Source organism: Magnetofaba australis IT-1, assembly GCF_002109495.1.
GTDB classification, from domain to species: Bacteria; Pseudomonadota; Magnetococcia; order Magnetococcales; family Magnetococcaceae; genus Magnetofaba; species Magnetofaba australis.
This window is the reverse complement of record NZ_LVJN01000018.1, coordinates 148406-166682: the sequence shown is the minus strand read 5'-3', so window position 1 is coordinate 166682 and position 18277 is coordinate 148406. Positions and strand designations below refer to the sequence as shown.

Here is an 18277-nt window from a genome sequence, read left to right as displayed (position 1 = left end):
CAAACCCGAATGAATTGAGATAAACGCCATGACCGCATACGCAACCCACACCGCCACAGGAGTCGATTCCATGCGCCGTTCCTCCCTCTTTCGCGCGCGTCTGCTGCGCTGGACCCTGCCGCTGCTGCTGCTGGGGCTGGTCGGTTGTTCGTCAAAAGGAACCAATAACGCCTTCCGCCATCCAGTGCACATGGAGAAGCGCGATATGACGGTGGCGGTGTTGCCGTTCGCCAACCTCACCAACAACCCCAGCGCGGGCGTCATTCTGCATGAGTTGGTGACCACCGAACTCAAAAGCCGCAACGACTTCAAACTGCTCGAAGAGAGCGTCATCCGCCATGAGATGAAGAAGCGCAAAATCGATATCGATCGCCTTGCCGACGCAGGCATCGCCCAGACCATCGGCAAATATCTGGGCGTGGACGGCGTGATCGTCGGCAGCGTCTCGGAGTTCTCCTACCAGCACGGTCTGCGCGAAGAGCCCGCCGTGGGCGTGAGCGCGCGGCTGATCCTGTCGGAGAGCGGCGAAGTGGCCTGGAGCGCCAACCAATCGCGCATGGGCTCCGGTTTCTTCCGTCGTCAGAGCCTGATTCACACGGCTCAAGACGCCGTGGATCTGATGATCGACACCATGGGCTTCGCCGATATGCAGGCCCAAACCCAGGCGGCTGAAGAGTAAGCCGCGTCAGCTGCTGGGTCTGAACCACACGTGAACGCATACTGTGTCAAAGGAGCCCTCCCCCATGGGCATTTCTGAAGCCGCGCAACGCGCCGAGCGCGCCGCCAGCGACGAGCCCGCCTCGGTGCTGACGCGCATCGGCCTGACCGGCTCAACACTGGGCTTTCGCCACTCCGCCCTGGTGGAGTTGGTTCTCTTCTTCGCCCTGTGCATGGTCATCGACAAGCAACTGCTGCTGGGCGACCGCATGTGGGGCGTCTCGCCGCATCCATTCTGGCTCCCGGTGATTCTGTCGGCGGTGCAGTACGGCGTGCGTGAAGCGCTGCTGGCGGCGCTGATCGGCTCGCTATTGCTGTTGGTGGGCAACCTGCCCGAGCGCTCGATTTTCAGTAACGTATTCGAGTTCTTCCAGGAGGTCGCGGCCCGTCCCATGATGTGGTTCGTCACCGCCGTGGTGCTGGGAGAGATGCGCACCAAGCAGATCTTCGAACGCGCCAAACTGGAGGGCGAGTTGGATGAAAGCCGCATGCGCGAGCAGTCCATCACCAATGAGTTTCATCGCATCAGCAAGCTCAAGGATAACCTCGAAGCGCGCATGGTCAGTCAGATGCGCACCGTGGTCTCCACCCACCAGGCCGCCCGCGCGCTGGAGGAGTTGGACCCGGTCAGCGTGCTCAACGGCGCCACACAACTGGTGCGCACCTCGCTGGAGCCGAAGAAGTTCTCCATCTTCCTGCTCGAAGAGGACAAACTGCGCAGCGCCATCGAAGATGGCTGGACCGATGAGGATCAATACCACAGCACCCTGGATGTGAGTTCCGCCATCTATCAGGAGGTGATCGGCAAACAGCGCTTTCTGGTCTCGGCGCGGCGCATGGACCGTGAGGCGCTGGATAATCAGGGCGTGCTGGCGGGCCCCATGAGCAACCCGGAGACCGGCGAAGTGGTGGGCATGCTCAAAATCGAGAAGATGGGCTTCCTCGACCTGAACGTCAGCAACGTGGAGAACTTCCGCGTGCTGTGCCAGTGGGTGGGCGCCGCCTACGCCAACGCGCGGCGCTATCAGGACGCCGACGCCGACCGCGTCACCAACCCCGATCACCAGCTCTACACCTACTCCTTCTTCCCCAAACAGACCAGCATGCTGACCAATCTGGCGCGGCGACTGAAGTTCGACGTGTGCATGATTCTGGTGCGCATCGCCAACCCCGATGAGATCCCCGACGACAAAAAGCGGCTCATCCCCATTGCGGTGAACGAAGCGACCCAGGTGGTGATGCGCAACACCGACATGGCCTTCGACTACCAGAAGCCGGGGCAGGAGTTCGCCGTGGTGCTGCCCGCCACCCCCGCCGACCACATGCCCATCGTGCGTGAAAAGCTGTTGCAGGCCATGGATAAGCATGTGTTGAGCAAGATTCCCGAAGCCAAATTCGAGTATCAGGTGCAGGTGCTGCACCGCACCCAGGAGCCCAAGGAGTGAGCGAGTCGTCCGTCCAAGAGCCCGCAGAGGAGACGGCAGCGTCGCGGCACAAGCTGCAGCGCGATGATTGGCGCTGCACGCTGATGTTCCTGACGCTGGCGCCCATCGTGCTGATTCTGGAGTCCTACATCTGGTTCAAGGTGATCGTCGACCATCTGGCCGATCCCACCCTGTACGGCCTGGCGCACATTCTGCTCTCGCTGGCGTGCATCATCGTGGCGGTGATGTCGGCCATCCGCATTCAGGGCGACCGCGTGTGGCTGTCGCTGCTGGCGCTGTTCGTTATCGTCATGGGTCCCATGGGGGCGTTCGGCGCGCTATTCAGCTTCCTCATGAACCAGTGGTACCGGCGCGGCGCCAGCACCTTTGAGGAGTGGTACAACTCGCTCTTCCCCGAAGGCGAGATCGACGCCCCCCAAGCGCTGGTGGACCAGCTCGAAGCGATCAAGAAGAGCGGCGCGCAGAGCGGCGACACCGCCGACACCGCACAATTCCAGGATGTGCTTTCGTTTGGCGAACAGCGCCAGAAACTGGCCATGCTGGCGTTGATCTCGCGGGAGTTCAGCCCTATTTTCTCGCCGCTGCTCAACCGCGCCCTGGCCGACCCCGACAACGCCGTGCGGGTGCAGGCGGCCACCGCCGTGACCCACGTGGAGCATCGCTTCACCCTGCGCAGTCAATATCTGCAAAAGCGCATCAAAGAGACCCCCGATGACGCCCCGTTGCTGCTGGAGGCGGCGCGCCACTTCGACGACTACGCCTTCACCGGCCTGCTGGACGCCGTGCGCGAACGACAGAACCGCGAACTGGCGCTGGATCTCTACAAACGCTATCTGGCCCTCAAGCCCGACGATCTCTCCGCCCGCACCGCGGTGGGACGCAATCTGTTGCGCGACGGGCGCCATCAGGAGGCCGCCGACTTTCTGCGCTCCTGCTTTGAGGGCGGCTATGGCGCGCCGCAGTTGGCGCTGTGGTTCATGGAGGCGCTGTTCTCCCTGCAGCAGTTCGAGGAGTTGGAGTCGGTGGCGCGGGAGTATGGCGACGTGTTCCGCGACCGTGAACGCTACAATCTGCAAATCAATGAGGCCATCGCCCTGTGGGTGGATGAGACCGCGCTGGAGGACGCCGCATAGCCATGAGCGCCAAGCCTGATAAAACCGCCAGCGCGCCGACCCTGCCCATGCCCGACGTGCGCACCATGGATGCCGTGGACGTCTGCCTCATCCTCGAGGGCACCTACCCCTACGTGGCCGGCGGCGTCTCCAGTTGGGTGCACGACATCATCCGTTCGCACCCGCACAAAACCTTCTTTCTGTTCGCGATTCTGCCGCCAAACCCGGACCTGACGCCGCGCTATGAGCCGCCGGAGAACGTGGTGGGAATCTCCCACATGGTGTTTCAGACCATGCGCCCTGGCAAAAAGAAGATCCCCAATCTCAAAGCCTTCTTCGCCGAACTGGAGGAGGCGCTGTTCGCCTTCCAGGAGCATGGCGACATCAATGCCCTGAGCAATCTGGTGCGCCTCCTCAAACCCTATCGTGATGACCTGGGCGAAGGGCTGCTGCTCAACTCCAAGCCCGCTTGGCGTATGCTGGAGAACCTCTACGAACGCCTGCTGCCGGAGGGGCCGTTTCTGGACTTCTTCTGGACCTGGCGTTTTCTGGTGGGCAACCTGTTTAGCCTGCTGCTGGCGGACATCCCCCCGGCCAAGCTCTACCACACCGTCTCCACCGGTTACGCCGGACTCTTCTCCGCCCGCGCCCATCTGGAGACGGGACGTCCGGCGGTGGTGAGCGAACACGGCATCTACACCAACGAACGTCGCATCGAGATCTCCATGGCCGACTGGCTGTATGAGACCCCGCGCGCAGGCTTCAACGTCGACACCGTGACCAAGGATATCCGCTCGCTGTGGGTCAATGCGTTCCAGGCCTACTCCCTGTGCTGCTATGAGGCGTGCGCGCAGATCATCACCCTGTTCGGCGGCAACCAGAAGTTCCAGATTGCCGACGGCGCCAATCCCGAGCGCATGCGGGTGATCCCCAACGGCATCGGCTGGCGCAATTTTGACAACATCACCCGCGCCGAAGGCGAGCCGCCCACCCTGGCGCTGATTGGCCGGGTGGTGCCCATCAAGGATATCAAAACCTTCCTGCGCGCCTGCGCCACGGTCAAGGAGCAGGTTCCCGATCTGCGCGTGTTGATCATGGGCCCCACCGACGAAGACAAGGAGTACTTCAAGGAGTGCGAGCAGCTCATCAGCCATCTGGCGCTGTTCGACACGGTGGAGTTCACCGGCCGCGTGCGCTTGACCGAATACATGAACAAGGTCGATGTGATGGTGCTCACCAGCATCAGCGAAGGCCAACCGCTGGTGATTCTGGAGGCGGGCGCGGCGGGGGTGCCGTCGGTGACCACCGACGTGGGCGCCTGCCGCGAGATGATCGAGGGCATGCCCGACGAGGATCCGCCGCTGGGCATGGGCGGCGCAGTCACCGCTGTGGCCAACCCGGCGGCCATCGCCCAGGCCTGCATCAAGCTGCTGCGCGACCCCATCTGGCGCAAACAGTGCGGCGAGGCGATCCGCCAGCGGGTGCGCGCCTATTATGATCTGGATCAGATGAAAGCCGCCTACGACGCCCTCTACGAAGAGCTCAGCGCCATGCCCGACGCCATCACCGCGCACCATGGGCAACCCCAGGGCGGCGCCCCACAGTCCGAGGAGGCCGCCTGATGGCCGGGATTGGTTTCAACCTGCGTAAACTCACCGACCGCGACGACTTCCTCGGCGGTCTGATGGCCTATGGCTACTCGGCGCTGATCTCCTCGGGACCGTGGATCTTCACCATCGTCGCCCTCACCGGCACCCTCTTCTTCGGCTCCTTCTTCGTCGACTTCAACAAGCAGGCGGCGTTCCGCATCATCATCATCTACAACTTCGCCTTCTCGCTGCTGCTGTCGGGGCCGGTGGTGATGATCTGCACCCGCTGGTTGGCCGACCAGATCTATAAAAAGGACGTCACCGGCGTGCCCGGCATGCTCATCGCCGCCCTGGGACTGCTGTTCATCACCAACATGTTCCTGGTGATCCCGTTCTATCTGTTCGCCACCGATCTGGATCTGGTGGTGCGATTCATGGCCATCGCCAACTACTTCCTCATCACCGGCATCTGGCTGGTGGGGGTGTTCCTTACCGCGCTCAAGGATTACCACCCCATCATCCGCGCCTTCGCCTTCGGCATGGCCATCGGTCTGGGCTGCGTGCTGATGCTGGCGGGCAAATTCGGCGTGGCGGGGATGCTGGCGGGATTCAACTTCGGTTTGGCCTATATCCTGTTCGCCCTATTGGCGCGGATTCTGGCCGAATACCCCTACCCCGCGCGCCGCCCGTTCGCCTTTATGCGCTATTTCAAGCGCTATTGGGAGCTGGCCCTGGGCGGCTTCGTCGCCAATATGGCCGCCTGGATCGACAAGTTCATCATGTGGTTCTCGCCCCATCGCGAAGTGGTGGCGGGCAATATGATCCACTTCCCCAACTATGATGGGGCGATGTTCCTGGCCTATCTGACCATCATCCCCTCCATGGCGGCCTTTGTGGTCACCATCGAGACCAGCTTTTTCGAACGCTATGTGCGTTTCTACCAGGACATCAGCGAACACGCGCCGCGTTCGCGCATCATGCGCAACCACCAGAGCCTCCTGGATACCGTTCAGGAACAGGGGCGCAACTTCCTGATTCTGCAAGGCGCATTCACCCTGATGGTGATCTCCATGGCGCCCACCATCTTCGAGTGGTTGGGCATCAACTATCTGCAGATGGGCATCTTCCGTCTGGGCGTGCTGGGCGCGTTCTTCCACGTGATGAGCCTGTTCCTGTTCATCACCCTCTCCTACTTCGATTTCCGCAAGCCCACGCTCTATCTGCAGCTCACCTTCCTGGTCAGCAACTGCGTGTTCACCTTGATCTCCATGAACTACGGCTATCAGTTCTACGGCTACGGCTACTTCCTGGCCACCGTGGTCACCTTCCTGGCCACCTTCTTCACCACCATCTATCTGATCAACGAGCTGCCCTACCAAACCTTCGTCAAGCAGAACGCTTCGGTCTCCAGCGCGCCGGAATAGTACATAGCCATACGAACCAAAACCGTACAGAACGGCCAATGTTTATGTGACGCAGCTTGAGCTTGCGCTGACTATTGGCCGCCGACTGGTCGGCGGCGGGGTCTGGGGGCCGCGCCCCCAGCGGGTGTGGGCGGCGCCCACGGTGTGGCTGTTGAACTTGGGAGCTCGAGGGCGAAGCCCTCGATATCTTTCATCTCCAAAATCGCCAACTGAGAATTTTGAATTCAACTGACACTTAAGCGATTTGAACCAAGAGTCTACTGCGAATCGGGATTGAGCCAATAGAGATAGGGCTTGGCGGGCTTCTCCACCTCACGCCAATGCTGCACGTCGAGCAGAATCAGTCGCGGCTGCTGGCCGCCATCGCGCGCCATCCCCTCCACGCTGATCCAGATATTGCCCGGTTGCGCATTCAGCTGCGCCACCGCCTCCCCCTCCAGAATCACCCCCACCGGGGTGGCGTCGGCGGCGCAACAGGCGATGGCGTGACGATAGAGCATGGCGATGGGGCCAGCATGATTGGGTAGGTGGCGCTGCGCCTGCTCGGGGGTAATGTGGGAGAGCTTGCCCACCACCCGCGCCGGAATCGGCGCCGGGATCTCACGCTGGCCATACAGCGCCACCAGATTCAGATCATAGTAGCCATCGGCGGGCAGCGGCGGCGGATGGGCGGCGTTAAACGCAATGCGCGCCGACTGCGCCGCCCGCGCGCCCGGAGCGCTGAAACTGGCGCTATTGAGAGTCAAAGTGGTCACGCCGGTGATCAGAAACAGCGTCAGCGGCGCAAACGCGCTCACAGCGCCCAACACGCTCCAACCGGCGCCGGGAGGCTGCGCAGGCATGGGCGCGCGCGCCGTGCGCAGCACGGACGCCAGCAGCATCAGCGCCAGCAATGCGCTCCCAGCCCAGAGAATTTGCGTCTGCAAGCGCGCCAGATAGTAGCTGTCATCGCCATTGAGCAGAATCAGCCCAAACAGCGCCAACCAACCGGTCAGGTGCAGCGGCCCGCGCCAGTGGTGGAGAATCCGCGCCATGCTGCTCATCCCGCCTGCCCCAGCAGGGCGTCCACCCACTCCCAGCCCCACAGATTGAGCGCCCACACATAGGCGGAGACTCCAGCGATCACGGCGCTGGCCAACAACAGGATAAAACGCCCGGAGAAGACGCTGCGATACATCACCAGCAGCTTGATGTCCAACATCGGCCCCAACACCAGAAAGCCCATGTGCGCAGCCACATTGAACTCCACAAAGCTGGCGGAGACAAAGGCGTCGGCCTCGGAGCAGAGCGACAATACGAACGCCAGCGCCATCATCGCCGCCGCCCCAGCGGCGTCGCCATCGCCCAGATCAAACAGCACGGTCTGATCCACAAAGGTCTTCAAACAGGCCGCCAGGAACGCGCCGAAGAGGAAATAGGGCGCCATCTCCTGAAAGTCCTCCTGCGCATGACGCAGGAGTTGCTGGAGACGCCCCGGCGACGGCGCATGCTCATGCCCATGGGCGCAGCAGGCCCCGTCATCATGTCCATGTTCGAGGGCGTGCGCGCCATCCGCTCTCGCCTTGAAGCGACTGCGCAGCCCCAACAACATGGCAATCAACAACGCCACCGCCAGCGCCACGCTCAGGCCTCCCAAGCCGCGCAGAAAAGGGTAGAGCGGGTCGCGATAGTAGGCGATCCAGGTGCCGGTCAGCACAATGGGGTTGAAGATGGGCGCGGCCAGCAGATAGGCGATGGCGTGGGGCAGCGGCAGCCCCTTGTTGATGAGTTTGCGGAACACCGGCACCACGCCGCACTCGCACACCGGCAGCAGCGGCGCCGCCAAGGCGGCGGCGGGAATGCCCAGCACGCCCAACCGGCGCGCCAAGCGCGGCAGTAGGTTGGCCGGGGCGAACACCTCGATCAACGCCGCCGTCACCGCCCCCAATAACATGAAGGGACCGGCCTCCAGACAGATGCTGATAAAGTAGGCGGAGAAGTTCTCGCGCCAGCGACTGGGCGCGACGCCAGGAGCGTTACGCAGCAACTCCACCGGGTCCGGCCCGCTCAGGAGTCCGATCGAAGGGGAGAAGAACAGCGCCAGAAAACCAAACAGCAATAAGGCGATAAACGCCTTATCGCGCTCAGCGGGCGCCACAGGCGCACAAGAGGGCATCAGCAACAACTCGAAAAATTCAGTGGAAAAGCCATACCGCCCAGGGGGTGGCGGTCTCCTGCAAAACACGCTCCAACCGTAGACAACTCGAAGTCTTATGAGGCAGTATCAAGTATGTGCATAATGGTCATATCCATAAGAGCAGTCAAATGATTGCAGCTCTGTTGTTGCGCATGCGCCAGTGTACGCCCTGGTTCCTCTGCGCCTGGATATTATATCTCCCTTTGCCTGCGTTGTCCGCCGACTCGACGACGGTGACCGCTGTTGTCCCGGCGCACTTTCCACCGCAGTACATCACCCATGCCGATGGCTCCCCCGGCGGCTTCGCCATCGCCGTATTCGACGCCATCGCCAAACAGGCGGGCTTGACGCCTCATTACATCAGCAAGCCCAATTTCAAGGAAGCCGAAGAGTTTTTTGTGCGCGGACAAGCGGACATCATTCCCAACTCGGGCATCACCGAGGCGCGCAAACAGAACTCCCTGTTCACCATCCCGGTGGAGACTTTCCCGGTGCTGGCGTTTAAACGCGCCGCCTCCACGCATCTGCGTGAGAACCAGGATCTGGACAATATTCGCGTTGTCGTTGTGCGCAACAATGTGGGCATGATGTTGATGAAAGACCACCCCACAGAGCGCTTGCAAATTGTCGAGAGTCAGGATGAGGCGCTGTTATCGCTGCTCTCTGGACAGGCCGACGCCTGGGTCTATCCACAACCGGTGGCCCACGCATTGCTGACCAACGCCGGCCTACAGGAGCGCATTGTCCCCTTTGGGCGCCCGCTGTTGGAGGTCAAGCGCGCTATCCGCGTACAGCTCGACCAACCGCAACTTCTCGAGCGCCTCAATGAAGCCGCCAAAGCGTTCGTCTCCACGCCAGCCTATAAAGAGCTGTACGAAAAGTGGCACGGTTCGCCGCCGCCGTTGATCTCTCAGGCTGTCCTCATGTGGGCGATGGCGGGCCTTTTCCTGATTCTGATCGCCGTGAACCTCCTCTGGCGCCATTTCAGCCTCCAGCGTCTGAATCGCACGCTGCGCGCAGAGATCGCCGATCACGTCGCCAGCCTGGAGCGAGAGATTCAGGTCCGCCAATCCGCCGAAGAGAAGCTGGCGATCTTCAAATCCTCACTGGACCGCACCCATGATGCGGTGTTCATGTTTGATATCCAGGCCGAACACATCATCTACGCCAATCGCGGCGCCACCGAACTGATCGGACGCGAACAGAGCGCCCTTTGTACGCTCACGCCAGCGCAGCTGCTCGATGACCACATGCGTTTGCCATTTTTGGATATCCTTGAGGAGTTGTTGGAGGAGAAACATTCACACCTTAAGTTTGAAACGGCGTTAGTCAACGCCGCTGACAGCGTTACGCCGGTGGAGGCGCTGATGCAATTGGTGCGGCCGCGCCCGGGGCTGACGCGCTTTGTGATGGTGGCGCGGGATATCAGCGAGCGCCAAGCCGCCGCCAAGCGTTTGGCCGAAAGCAATCAGTTCAACCAAACCATTCTGGAGCAGTCCCCCATCGCGCTGGCGGTGTTCAGCGCCAGCGGCGAGTGCCGCATGGCCAACCAGGCCATGAGCAACCTGACAGGTTTGAGCCGCGACACCATCCGGCAACAGAACTTCCGCAAGATCCAATCCTGGCGCGAAGCCGATCTGGTGTTACTGGCCGACCGCGCGCTACACGAACAAAAAGTGCAGCAAAAAGAGACCGCGCTGACCTGCCTCTCCGGCGAAACCTATTGGGTTAACTGTCTGATCATGCCCATTGTGCTGCATGGCGGCGCGCATCTGGTGGTCAAGCTCATCGACATGACTGAAAGCCGTCTGAACGCACAGCGCCTGAAGTCCGCCAACAAGCGTCTGGAGATCGCCACCGAAACGGCGGAGATCGGTATCTGGGAGTGGGATCTGGCCAGCCATACCCTCACCTGGGACCAGCGCATGTTCGATATCTATGATATCCCCGCCAATGAGCGGCGCGAATGTCTGAATTACGCCTTCTGGCGCACTCTGGTCCACCCTGCGGATATCGATGACACGGAACAATCCCTGAAAGACGCTCTCGATGGCGTCTCAAACTTCGCCCACACCTTCCGCATTCGCCTGCCCAACGGCGCGATCCGGCATATCCAAGCCGCCGCATTTCTGGAGCGCGACGCTCAAGGCCAGGCATTGCGCGCAGTGGGCATCAATCGCGACATCACCACCCAGGTGCGCAGCGAAGCGGAGTATCGCTCGCTGTTCAAAAAAGCCGAGGCTCTGCTGCGCAACGCCAGCGACGCCGTGCACGTGGTGGATATGCAGGGGGATCTGGTGGAGGCCAGCGACTCCTTCTACCAAAGCCTGGGATATCATCACGAACACCCATCCAAGCTCAACATTGCGCAGTGGGACGTCGGCTTAGGGCAGACGCCTGATCAAATTCGCGCCGTGATTCATGAACATTTTCGCCGGGGCCGCCGCATCCTGTTCGAAACTCGCCATATGATAAGAGACGGTTCGATCATTGAAGTGGAGATCGCCGGGCTTCCGCTCAACCTGGATGGACGCAAGCTGATGTTCTACTCCGCGCGCGACATCACCGCGCGCAAGCGGGCGGAACGGGAGTCGGAGCTGTTCCGCAATATGATCGAGATCGCCTCTGATCCTTTCTATCTGCTGGACTTTGACGACGGCGGACGCATGATTTACGTCAACGAGGCCATGGCCGAGCATTTTGGCGGGCCGCGCGACAAGATCTATGAGCTTCGCATTCCCGACTGGGATCGGGAGTTCACTCCGGAGACCGTCGAGGATCTGGCCCAAGTGCTGCAGGAGGTGCGTTCTCAACGCTTGATGCGGCGTCACCACAACCTGGCTGGAGAGGAGATTCCTGTTGAGATTTCGGCCAACTTCTTTGTGGATCACCGCGGACGACGCTGCTCATTTGGCTGGCTGAAGGATATCAGCGCGCGCCTGGAAACCGAGCGACTGCAACGTCAAGCCCGCGAACAAGCGGAGGCGTCCAACCGCGCAAAATCCCAGTTCCTGGCCAATATGAGCCATGAGATCCGCACCCCCATGAACGTCATCCTCGGCATGAACAATCTCCTGCTCGAACAGGTGCAGTTGGATAGTGAGCAGCGCAGCTATCTGGAGGTGGCGCATAACGCAGGCGAAGCCCTACTGAGCGTCATCAATGACATATTGGACTTTTCCAAAATCGAAGCCCATGAGCTGCGCTTGGAGCTGGAGCCGTTTGATCTGCACAAACTTCTTACCGACGTGGGCAATCTGTTCCAACAAACCGCCACAGAGAAAGGTTTGCGTTTCCGCTCCAGCGTTCAAATTCAAGGCGACGGGTGGGTTCTGGGCGACTTGGCGCGACTGCGTCAGATCTTGATCAATCTGGTGGGCAACGCGGTGAAATTCACCAAACGCGGTCACGTTCAGATTCAAGTTTCCCAACTCAACAACCACCGGCTAAAGCCGGTGGGTTAGCCTTACGGACTGAAAGTCCGGATACCGGCTAAAGCCGGTTTATTCTGGCTCCAACTGGAATTTGTCATTCGGATTCGGCTCGAAATGATGCTCAAGGTACTCCTGAACCATTTCATCTGTAATCTGACCGACCGTCGCGCAGAAGTACCCTCGCGCCCAAAAATGGCGGCCCCAGTATCGTTTCTTGAGGTGGGGGTATTCCTCAAACAATTTGCTCGACGAACGCCCTTTGATCCGGCGCATGATTTCACTTGGAGCCATGTTCGGCGGCGCAGAGACCAAAATATGGACATGATCTTTGCTCACCACCCCCTTGAGTATCCTGATCTCAAACGCTTCACACGTCTGCCGCACATACTCACGGACGCTGGTCGCCACCTCTCCACTCAGAACTTTGTAGCGGTACTTTGTCGCCCACACAAAATGGTACTCAATATTATATACCGTGTGGCTTCCGTATCGGTATTTCATGGACATAGCCCTCCTCTCCAGGAATACGTCCATTATGGCCTGATGCTGCCCATACCGCTACCACGTGGTCGGCTAAAGCTGACCGGCTAAAGCCGGTGGTTTGAACCTTAGGTTCGGAGAATCAACGGATCGCGTCTGCGCTTTGAGGTCGTTGATACGGGCATCGGCATTGCGCCTGATCAGGCGGACAACATCTTCTCGCCCTTTGCCCAGGGCGACGCCTCCACCACCCGGCGCTATGGCGGCACCGGCCTTGGCTTGGCCATTAGCTGCAAGCTGGTGGAGAAAATGGGCGGTGAACTGGGACTGGAAAGCACACCGGGCGAAGGCAGCGCATTCATTTTCCAGGTTCCAATGCCCCCCTGCGCCGCGCCCACCGCCAGCGCCGACGACGCCCACGAGCAGACGACGCAACCCAGCGACGCCCGCAGCCTGCGCATTCTCATCGCCGAGGATTCCGAAGACAATATCCTGCTGCTCAAAGCCTATTTAAAAAGGAGCGCACACCGCATCATTTTCGCCCGCGACGGCAGAGAGGCGGTGTATGAGTTTGAGCGCGCGCCGTTTGACCTGGTGCTGATGGATGTGCAGATGCCGCGCATGGACGGCTATGATGCGACGCGCGCCATGCGCGCCATTGAACGCCAACGCAATGAACGCGAGATTCCCATCTTCGCCCTCTCCGCCCACGCCTCCAAAGAGGCGCACAAGAACAGCCATGAGGCGGGCTGTGACGGACACCTGACCAAACCCATCAAGAAGGCCCGCCTGCTGGAGCTGTTTGACAGCGTGAGCGCACAACTGCATTAACTGCGTTGCTTCCCCCGCGCGTTTCATCTCGCTGTATCGCCTGTATCGACCTAACGGCGCGGCCGCCGACTCCCGCCATGGGGAGCCAAAGGCGCCGCCAGTGGCGCGACCAATGGCGAGCTAGCCACGCCCCCCATGCGCCCGCTACGCCAAGGTTGAGTGAGTTCCCGCCCCACCCCCTGCAGCGTTTTGGCGATGCGCTTGGCGTGGTAGTAGATGCGGGTGAACTGTTCATAAACATCCATCTCCAGCGCATAGGTGCGCGGCGTGCCGATGCCATGGGCCAGTTGCCGGGTCTGCTGCCGGGTCGCGGTCGACAGCAGGGATTGGATGTGGGGTTTGCTCTGCACCACCTCATGAGCGCAGGCGGCGTCACACTCCATCAACGCCGTCAGACAGTTGTTGAGGGTCTCGCCAACCTCTTTGTGGGAGAGCAGAATATGCTCGTGGGCGAACACGCTGAAGCGATCGCCATCGCGGATGTGCCGCTCGCCCAGATGCACCAAATTGGTCTCGATAATATCGCCGATGCTCTCCAACTGCCGGGCGATCTCCAGCAGCGCGGCGATGCGCCGTTTGTGCGCATGGCTGAGGGGTTTGCGCACACTCAGCCGCCCCAAATAGTCGACCACGCTGCGGTAGGCCAGATCGATCTGATGATCCATCTCCGCCACAATGTGCAGGGCGTTGGGGTCAGCATGGATCAGCGCCGGCAGCACCTCGTCATACATGCGCAACACCCGTTGGCCGATGGCGTCCACAATGACGTTGCGCGCCGCCACGATGGCCTGACCGGGGCGCTCGAGCAATGATTCATCCAGTGACGCCAAACGCCGATCGACGCAAGCGGTTGTCTGCGGCGTCGGCGCCAGCTCGGCCTCGGGCACCAATTTGCGCGCCAGATAGGCGAACTGCGCCACAAATGGCAGGAACGCCAATGTGTTGAGCAGGTTGAACAGGGTGTGGGCATTGGCCAGTTGGCGCGGCGTGTCCGCCGCCAGCATGGCGCTGGCGCTCAAACCGTCGCTGTGAGGCGAAACCCAACCCACCAGCGCCGCCATGGCGTCGATGCCGATCACCCCGGTCCAGATCAGCACCCCCAGGGTGTTGAACAGAATGTGCACCGTGGCTGCGCGCACCGCCTCCCGCGAACGCCCGATGGAGGCCAGCAGCGCGGTGATGCAGGTGCCGATATTGGCCCCGAACAGCAGTGCAATGCCTGCAGGCAGGGTGATCAACCCCTGCCCGGCCAGACTCAGCACGATGCCGGTGGTGGCGGAGGAGGATTGGATCAAGGCGGTGAACCCCGCCGATAGCGCGATGCCCACAATGGGCGTCTCCACCTGCGCCATCATCTCTAGAAACGGCGCGTGGTGACGCAGCGGGGCCATGGCGTCGCTCATCAGGCTCATGCCGTAGAAGATCAGCCCCAAGCCCACCAATCCGCGCCCGCCCTGATGCGGAATTTCGCGTTTGAAGATCAACGCCAGCGCCAGTCCGACGGTGATCATGGGCAGGGCGTAGTGGGTGATCTTAAACGCCAGAATCTGCGCGGTGATGGTGGTGCCGATTTCGGCGCCGAAGATGATGCCCACCGACTGCGGCAAAGAGAGCAGACCGGCGCTGACGAAGCCGACCACCAGCACGGTGGTGGCGGAGGAGGATTGAATCAAGGCGGTGACCGAGGCGCCGGTCAGCACCCCGGCCACGCGGTTGACGGTCAGACGCGCCAGCACCGCGCGCAACCGGTCGCCCGCCAGATGTCTGAGCGCTTTGGAGAGGGTCTCCATGCCGAGCAGGAACAGCGCCAGCCCGCCCAGAAGCGCGAAACTCATGGCGGTGAAATCCAGCTCTGCATTCACCGCAGCAGGCGCTGTGGCCGCCAGCAGCGGCGGCGGCAGGCTCATCACCAGCGCCGAGACCACTATCCAGGCCCCGAAAAGCCACCAATATCGTGGCGCCCGACTCCAACACCGCCGTTGAGCGCGCATGACACGCCCCTATGGATCTGAAGGGAGAGAAGTCCGCCTGACCTCATATTAGCATATGTCCATGACACGCTAGCCGCTTTTTCCCAAACTCCGGCGTCGAATTTCTGTTATCGATTAAAAAAATTAATCCCCACTACCAAGAAACTGGAAGCTTTGGTAAAATTGGCGGTTTATCGACTCTTTCCTGGGGTGCTTCGCCCATGGTCTACGTCTTTTTAGCGGTGCTCGGCTATATCGTTTTCGCCGCAGCGCCCACCCCTGTGTTCCTCCTCTACGTCGTTGCCGCGCTGGCGTTGGTGGCGTATCTGTGGTCGCAGGCGTGGAAGCGCCGCCGCCAAGATCGCACCCCGCCCTCTGCGTAGCGTCTGCCGGTTCAATGGCGACGTGACTCTGCGTTCTCGCTGCTCCAGATCTGCAACAGCGATTCAAACGATTTGTAGAAGTAGGGCCGCCCGATGGGATCATCCGCCCAGGTCAACCCGGCGGGCGGACGCAGGACGAACCCCGCTTGCAGGGTGTTCGGATCGCGCTGCGCCAACCACGGGTGAATGGTGGCGGAACAGGGGTGGGGAACCCCTTCGCACACTTGGTTGTAACGCGGCATGTTGACCACGGCGCCCTGGTCGGTGCGCACCGTCATATAGGGTTTATCGCGCACCAGAGGCTCGGCGCCAAATCCTGGCGGCGGCGGAACCAGAGGCCACACCGTGGGGTGGCTCAATTTCATTCCCATGCAGGCGACGCCCAGCGCCAACGCCGCTAGCACAACGCCCCGCGCACGCAGTCTTGAACGCGGCGCGCCGCCAACCAGGGCCGCCGTCAACAGAGCGGGCAGCGCCCACGCCATGGCGCCCATATAGCGCGGCAGCGGACCATTGAGAAACCAGTGCGCCAACGCCGCGCCGCTGGCGAAGAGCAGCGCCCAGGCGGCGAAACGGCAACCGCGCCACAGTCGTCGCCAACGCAGCGCCAACGCCGCCGCCAGCAGCAGCGGCAGCAGGATCAGCGCCGAGAAGTCGTGGTAGTTGGGGAAGTTATAGCGGCTGGCGCTGGCGCTGATCAGACGTTTCCACCAGGGCTTGAGCCAACTCCAGTCCTGTACATCCTGATCCGGACTGCTCACGTGGGGGTTGCGGGTCCACGCCTTGTGCCACGCCATGGCGAATGTCATGTAGTCATGGGGAACGCGCCAGGAGATCTCCCCCACCGCGCCCACGGTCAACGGCGCCAACGGATAGCCGTTGAGAATCATGCCGCGCCCCATCCATAGCGCCGCCAGCAATCCGGCGGGAACCACCACCCACGCTTTGCGCGCCAGCGGGATGCGCTGGGCGCGGGCCAGCCGCAGCAACAGCGCCACAGACAACAATCCGAGAAACAGCGCCACGGTCATTTTGCAGGAGATCGCGGTGACCGCCAGCGCCAGGATCCACCCAATTTGCATGGACAGGAGCTGGCGGGGAATCTCCCCCAGGAGAACGCGCGCGCTATGCAGCGCCAGCAGCAGCGCCAGAAAAAACACCGGCGCGTCATTGCTGGGCGAGGAGAGAAAATAGAGGCTCTGGAACAGCATCGGCGCCAGCAGCAGCGTGGCCATGACGTCGCTGCGTCGCCCCACGCGCCGCCACACCCGCAGCGCCGCCGCGCTCAGTTGCAGCATCAGCGCGCCCATCATCAGACCGGGAACGATATTGTGCGCGCCAAACGGCGAACCCGGCAGGTCGAACAGAGCCAGAAACAGATAGTAGGAGTGATTGAGCCCGGCGCGCAGATTGAGGTTGGAGAGCCCAGGGATGATGGCGTAGTCCTGGGTCCAGCGCAGCAGCGGCAGTTGATAGTCGAAAGCGTCGGGGGTGACGATGCCGGAGAGCGCGCGATTGGCGAGAAACAGCAGGTAGAGCAGCAGGAGAGCGCCCAACGCCCACGCGCCCGGACTCGGCCCCCTCCAACCACGCCAGGAGCGTTTCAGCGCGTCTCGCCATAAACCGAACCCGCCCCACGCCGCCGCCAGGGCGATGGCCCAGCCATTTACCGGCAACCACAGGTGCCACACCGACAGCGCGGCGATGAGCAGGGCAAAACCGCTCCAGAACGCCGCGCTGCACAGCTCCACGCCGCCCCGCCAGGCCAGGCGACGCGCAACCGGCAGCCCCACGCCCGCCACCAGCGCATAGCCCAGCGCCCATTGCAGCAGCAGCGCCGCCATACTCAGCAGCATCACCCCCTCTTCAGACCCGATCGCCATGCCGCCTCAGCTTCCTTCGGTCCAACGTCACCCTCCTGGCGTACCCAGGCCGCCACGCAGCCCCCTCTCAAACGCCTCCGTCTGATGGCGCCGAGTTCCGCATCATACCGTTTCCGCCGGAGTCGCCACAACATAGCGCAATGGTCAGCGCGCTGGCGCCTTTGCCATTGATCGCGCCCACATCACTGCGCCGCCCGCCAGATGGGGGCGTTTCCAGCGCCAGATCAATGGTATGCCTCTTGCGTTGCCGATATGGTCCCAGATTGGGGGAAGCCGATGCAATGCGTGTGTCGACAGCTTGCTCAAACACGCGCACAGCGCGTCCCCATATGAGGTAACGACAGCCAGCGACAGGATCGGCAGGAATGATTCAAAAGGAAAAGTGCATCGTCTGCGATATCGACGGCACGCTGTGCCCAACCAAGCGCGCCGATCAAAGCTATGCCGACCTCATCCCCTACCCCGCCATGGCGGCGCAACTGCGCGCCTACAAGGAGGCCGGGTTCACCATCATCCTGCACACCGCGCGCAACATGCGCACCCACGAAGGAAACATCGGCCTGATCAACGCCAACACCGCCAAATTCACCCTGGCGTGGCTGGACCAGCATCAGATCCCCTACGATGAGATCCACTTCGGCAAACCGTGGCAGGGGCGCGGCGGCTTTTACGTCGACGACAACACCATCCGCCCCGATGAGTTCCTCAATCTCAGCTATGAGGAGATTCAAACCCTGCTGGCCGGTTGTCGTCCGCAGGAAGAGTCGCCATGAGACGGTTTTCGGGGACGAAAATTCTGCTCGCGCCGTTGACCTTCTAAAGCAACTTTGTGT

General features: G+C 61.5%; 14 protein-coding genes. 9 read left to right on the top strand and 5 right to left on the bottom strand.

Translation table 11 applies throughout. The features are described 5' to 3' along the window. Positions 1 to 70 precede the first annotated feature (70 nt). From MAIT1_RS06955 to pelG, 5 genes are all read left to right on the top strand, one after another. Complete coding sequence (locus MAIT1_RS06955; RefSeq protein ID WP_085441567.1) at positions 71 to 679, top strand: hypothetical protein; 609 nt, start codon at positions 71 to 73, stop codon at positions 677 to 679. Between the two features lie 64 nt (positions 680 to 743). After that, positions 744 to 2162 (top strand): GAF domain-containing protein, encoded by a 1419-nt coding sequence (locus MAIT1_RS06950; protein WP_085441566.1) that lies wholly within the window; start codon positions 744 to 746, stop codon positions 2160 to 2162. After that, positions 2159 to 3295 carry a tetratricopeptide repeat protein gene (locus MAIT1_RS06945; RefSeq protein ID WP_085441565.1) on the top strand — a complete coding sequence of 379 codons (1137 nt, stop codon included), beginning with the start codon at positions 2159 to 2161 and terminating at the stop codon, positions 3293 to 3295. The genes MAIT1_RS06950 and MAIT1_RS06945 overlap by 4 nt, the downstream gene beginning before the upstream one ends. A gap of 2 nt (positions 3296 to 3297) precedes the next feature. Further along, on the top strand, positions 3298 to 4896 hold the full coding sequence (gene pelF / locus MAIT1_RS06940; protein WP_085441564.1) for a GT4 family glycosyltransferase PelF: 1599 nt from the start codon (positions 3298 to 3300) through the stop codon (positions 4894 to 4896). Then, on the top strand, positions 4896 to 6287 hold the full coding sequence (gene pelG, locus MAIT1_RS06935) for an exopolysaccharide Pel transporter PelG (RefSeq protein ID WP_085441563.1): 1392 nt from the start codon (positions 4896 to 4898) through the stop codon (positions 6285 to 6287). Before pelF ends, pelG begins: the two co-directional genes overlap by 1 nt. 257 nt (positions 6288 to 6544) lie before the next feature. Here the strand turns inward: pelG and MAIT1_RS06930 are convergent, their stop codons facing one another. Beyond that, positions 6545 to 7321, bottom strand: a complete 777-nt coding sequence (locus MAIT1_RS06930) for a TIGR03943 family putative permease subunit (RefSeq protein WP_143814703.1) — start codon at positions 7319 to 7321, stop codon at positions 6545 to 6547. Positions 7322 to 7326: 5 nt separating this feature from the next. Continuing rightward, entirely contained in the window at positions 7327 to 8424 is a 1098-nt protein-coding gene (locus MAIT1_RS06925) for a permease (protein WP_158089360.1), read from the bottom strand. A 167-nt stretch (positions 8425 to 8591) separates the two neighbouring features. On the opposite strand from MAIT1_RS06925, the gene MAIT1_RS06920 reads away from it, so the two are divergent. Beyond that, complete coding sequence (locus MAIT1_RS06920; protein WP_085441560.1) at positions 8592 to 11927, top strand: PAS domain S-box protein; 3336 nt, start codon at positions 8592 to 8594, stop codon at positions 11925 to 11927. Between the two features lie 39 nt (positions 11928 to 11966). Here MAIT1_RS06920 and tnpA read toward each other — a convergent pair whose 3' ends face one another. Beyond that, positions 11967 to 12398, bottom strand: a complete 432-nt coding sequence (tnpA, locus tag MAIT1_RS06915; protein WP_085440116.1) for an IS200/IS605 family transposase — start codon at positions 12396 to 12398, stop codon at positions 11967 to 11969. 120 nt (positions 12399 to 12518) lie between these two features. Between tnpA and MAIT1_RS06910 the strand changes: the two genes are divergently transcribed. Then, positions 12519 to 13208: a response regulator gene (locus MAIT1_RS06910; protein WP_338038652.1), complete on the top strand. Its 690-nt coding sequence runs from the start codon at positions 12519 to 12521 to the stop codon at positions 13206 to 13208. Positions 13209 to 13258: 50 nt separating this feature from the next. Here MAIT1_RS06910 and MAIT1_RS06905 read toward each other — a convergent pair whose 3' ends face one another. After that, on the bottom strand, positions 13259 to 15115 hold the full coding sequence (locus MAIT1_RS06905; protein ID WP_158089359.1) for a Na/Pi cotransporter family protein: 1857 nt from the start codon (positions 15113 to 15115) through the stop codon (positions 13259 to 13261). A gap of 284 nt (positions 15116 to 15399) precedes the next feature. On the opposite strand from MAIT1_RS06905, the gene MAIT1_RS21810 reads away from it, so the two are divergent. After that, positions 15400 to 15561: a hypothetical protein gene (locus MAIT1_RS21810; protein ID WP_158089358.1), complete on the top strand. Its 162-nt coding sequence runs from the start codon at positions 15400 to 15402 to the stop codon at positions 15559 to 15561. A gap of 11 nt (positions 15562 to 15572) precedes the next feature. Here the strand turns inward: MAIT1_RS21810 and MAIT1_RS06900 are convergent, their stop codons facing one another. Further along, positions 15573 to 17444 (bottom strand): DUF8201 family protein, encoded by a 1872-nt coding sequence (locus tag MAIT1_RS06900; protein ID WP_085441557.1) that lies wholly within the window; start codon positions 17442 to 17444, stop codon positions 15573 to 15575. 368 nt (positions 17445 to 17812) lie between these two features. Between MAIT1_RS06900 and MAIT1_RS06895 the strand changes: the two genes are divergently transcribed. After that, a complete protein-coding gene (locus tag MAIT1_RS06895) occupies positions 17813 to 18217 on the top strand; it encodes an HAD family hydrolase (protein ID WP_414673637.1) in 405 nt (134 codons plus the stop codon). Positions 18218 to 18277 lie beyond the last annotated feature (60 nt).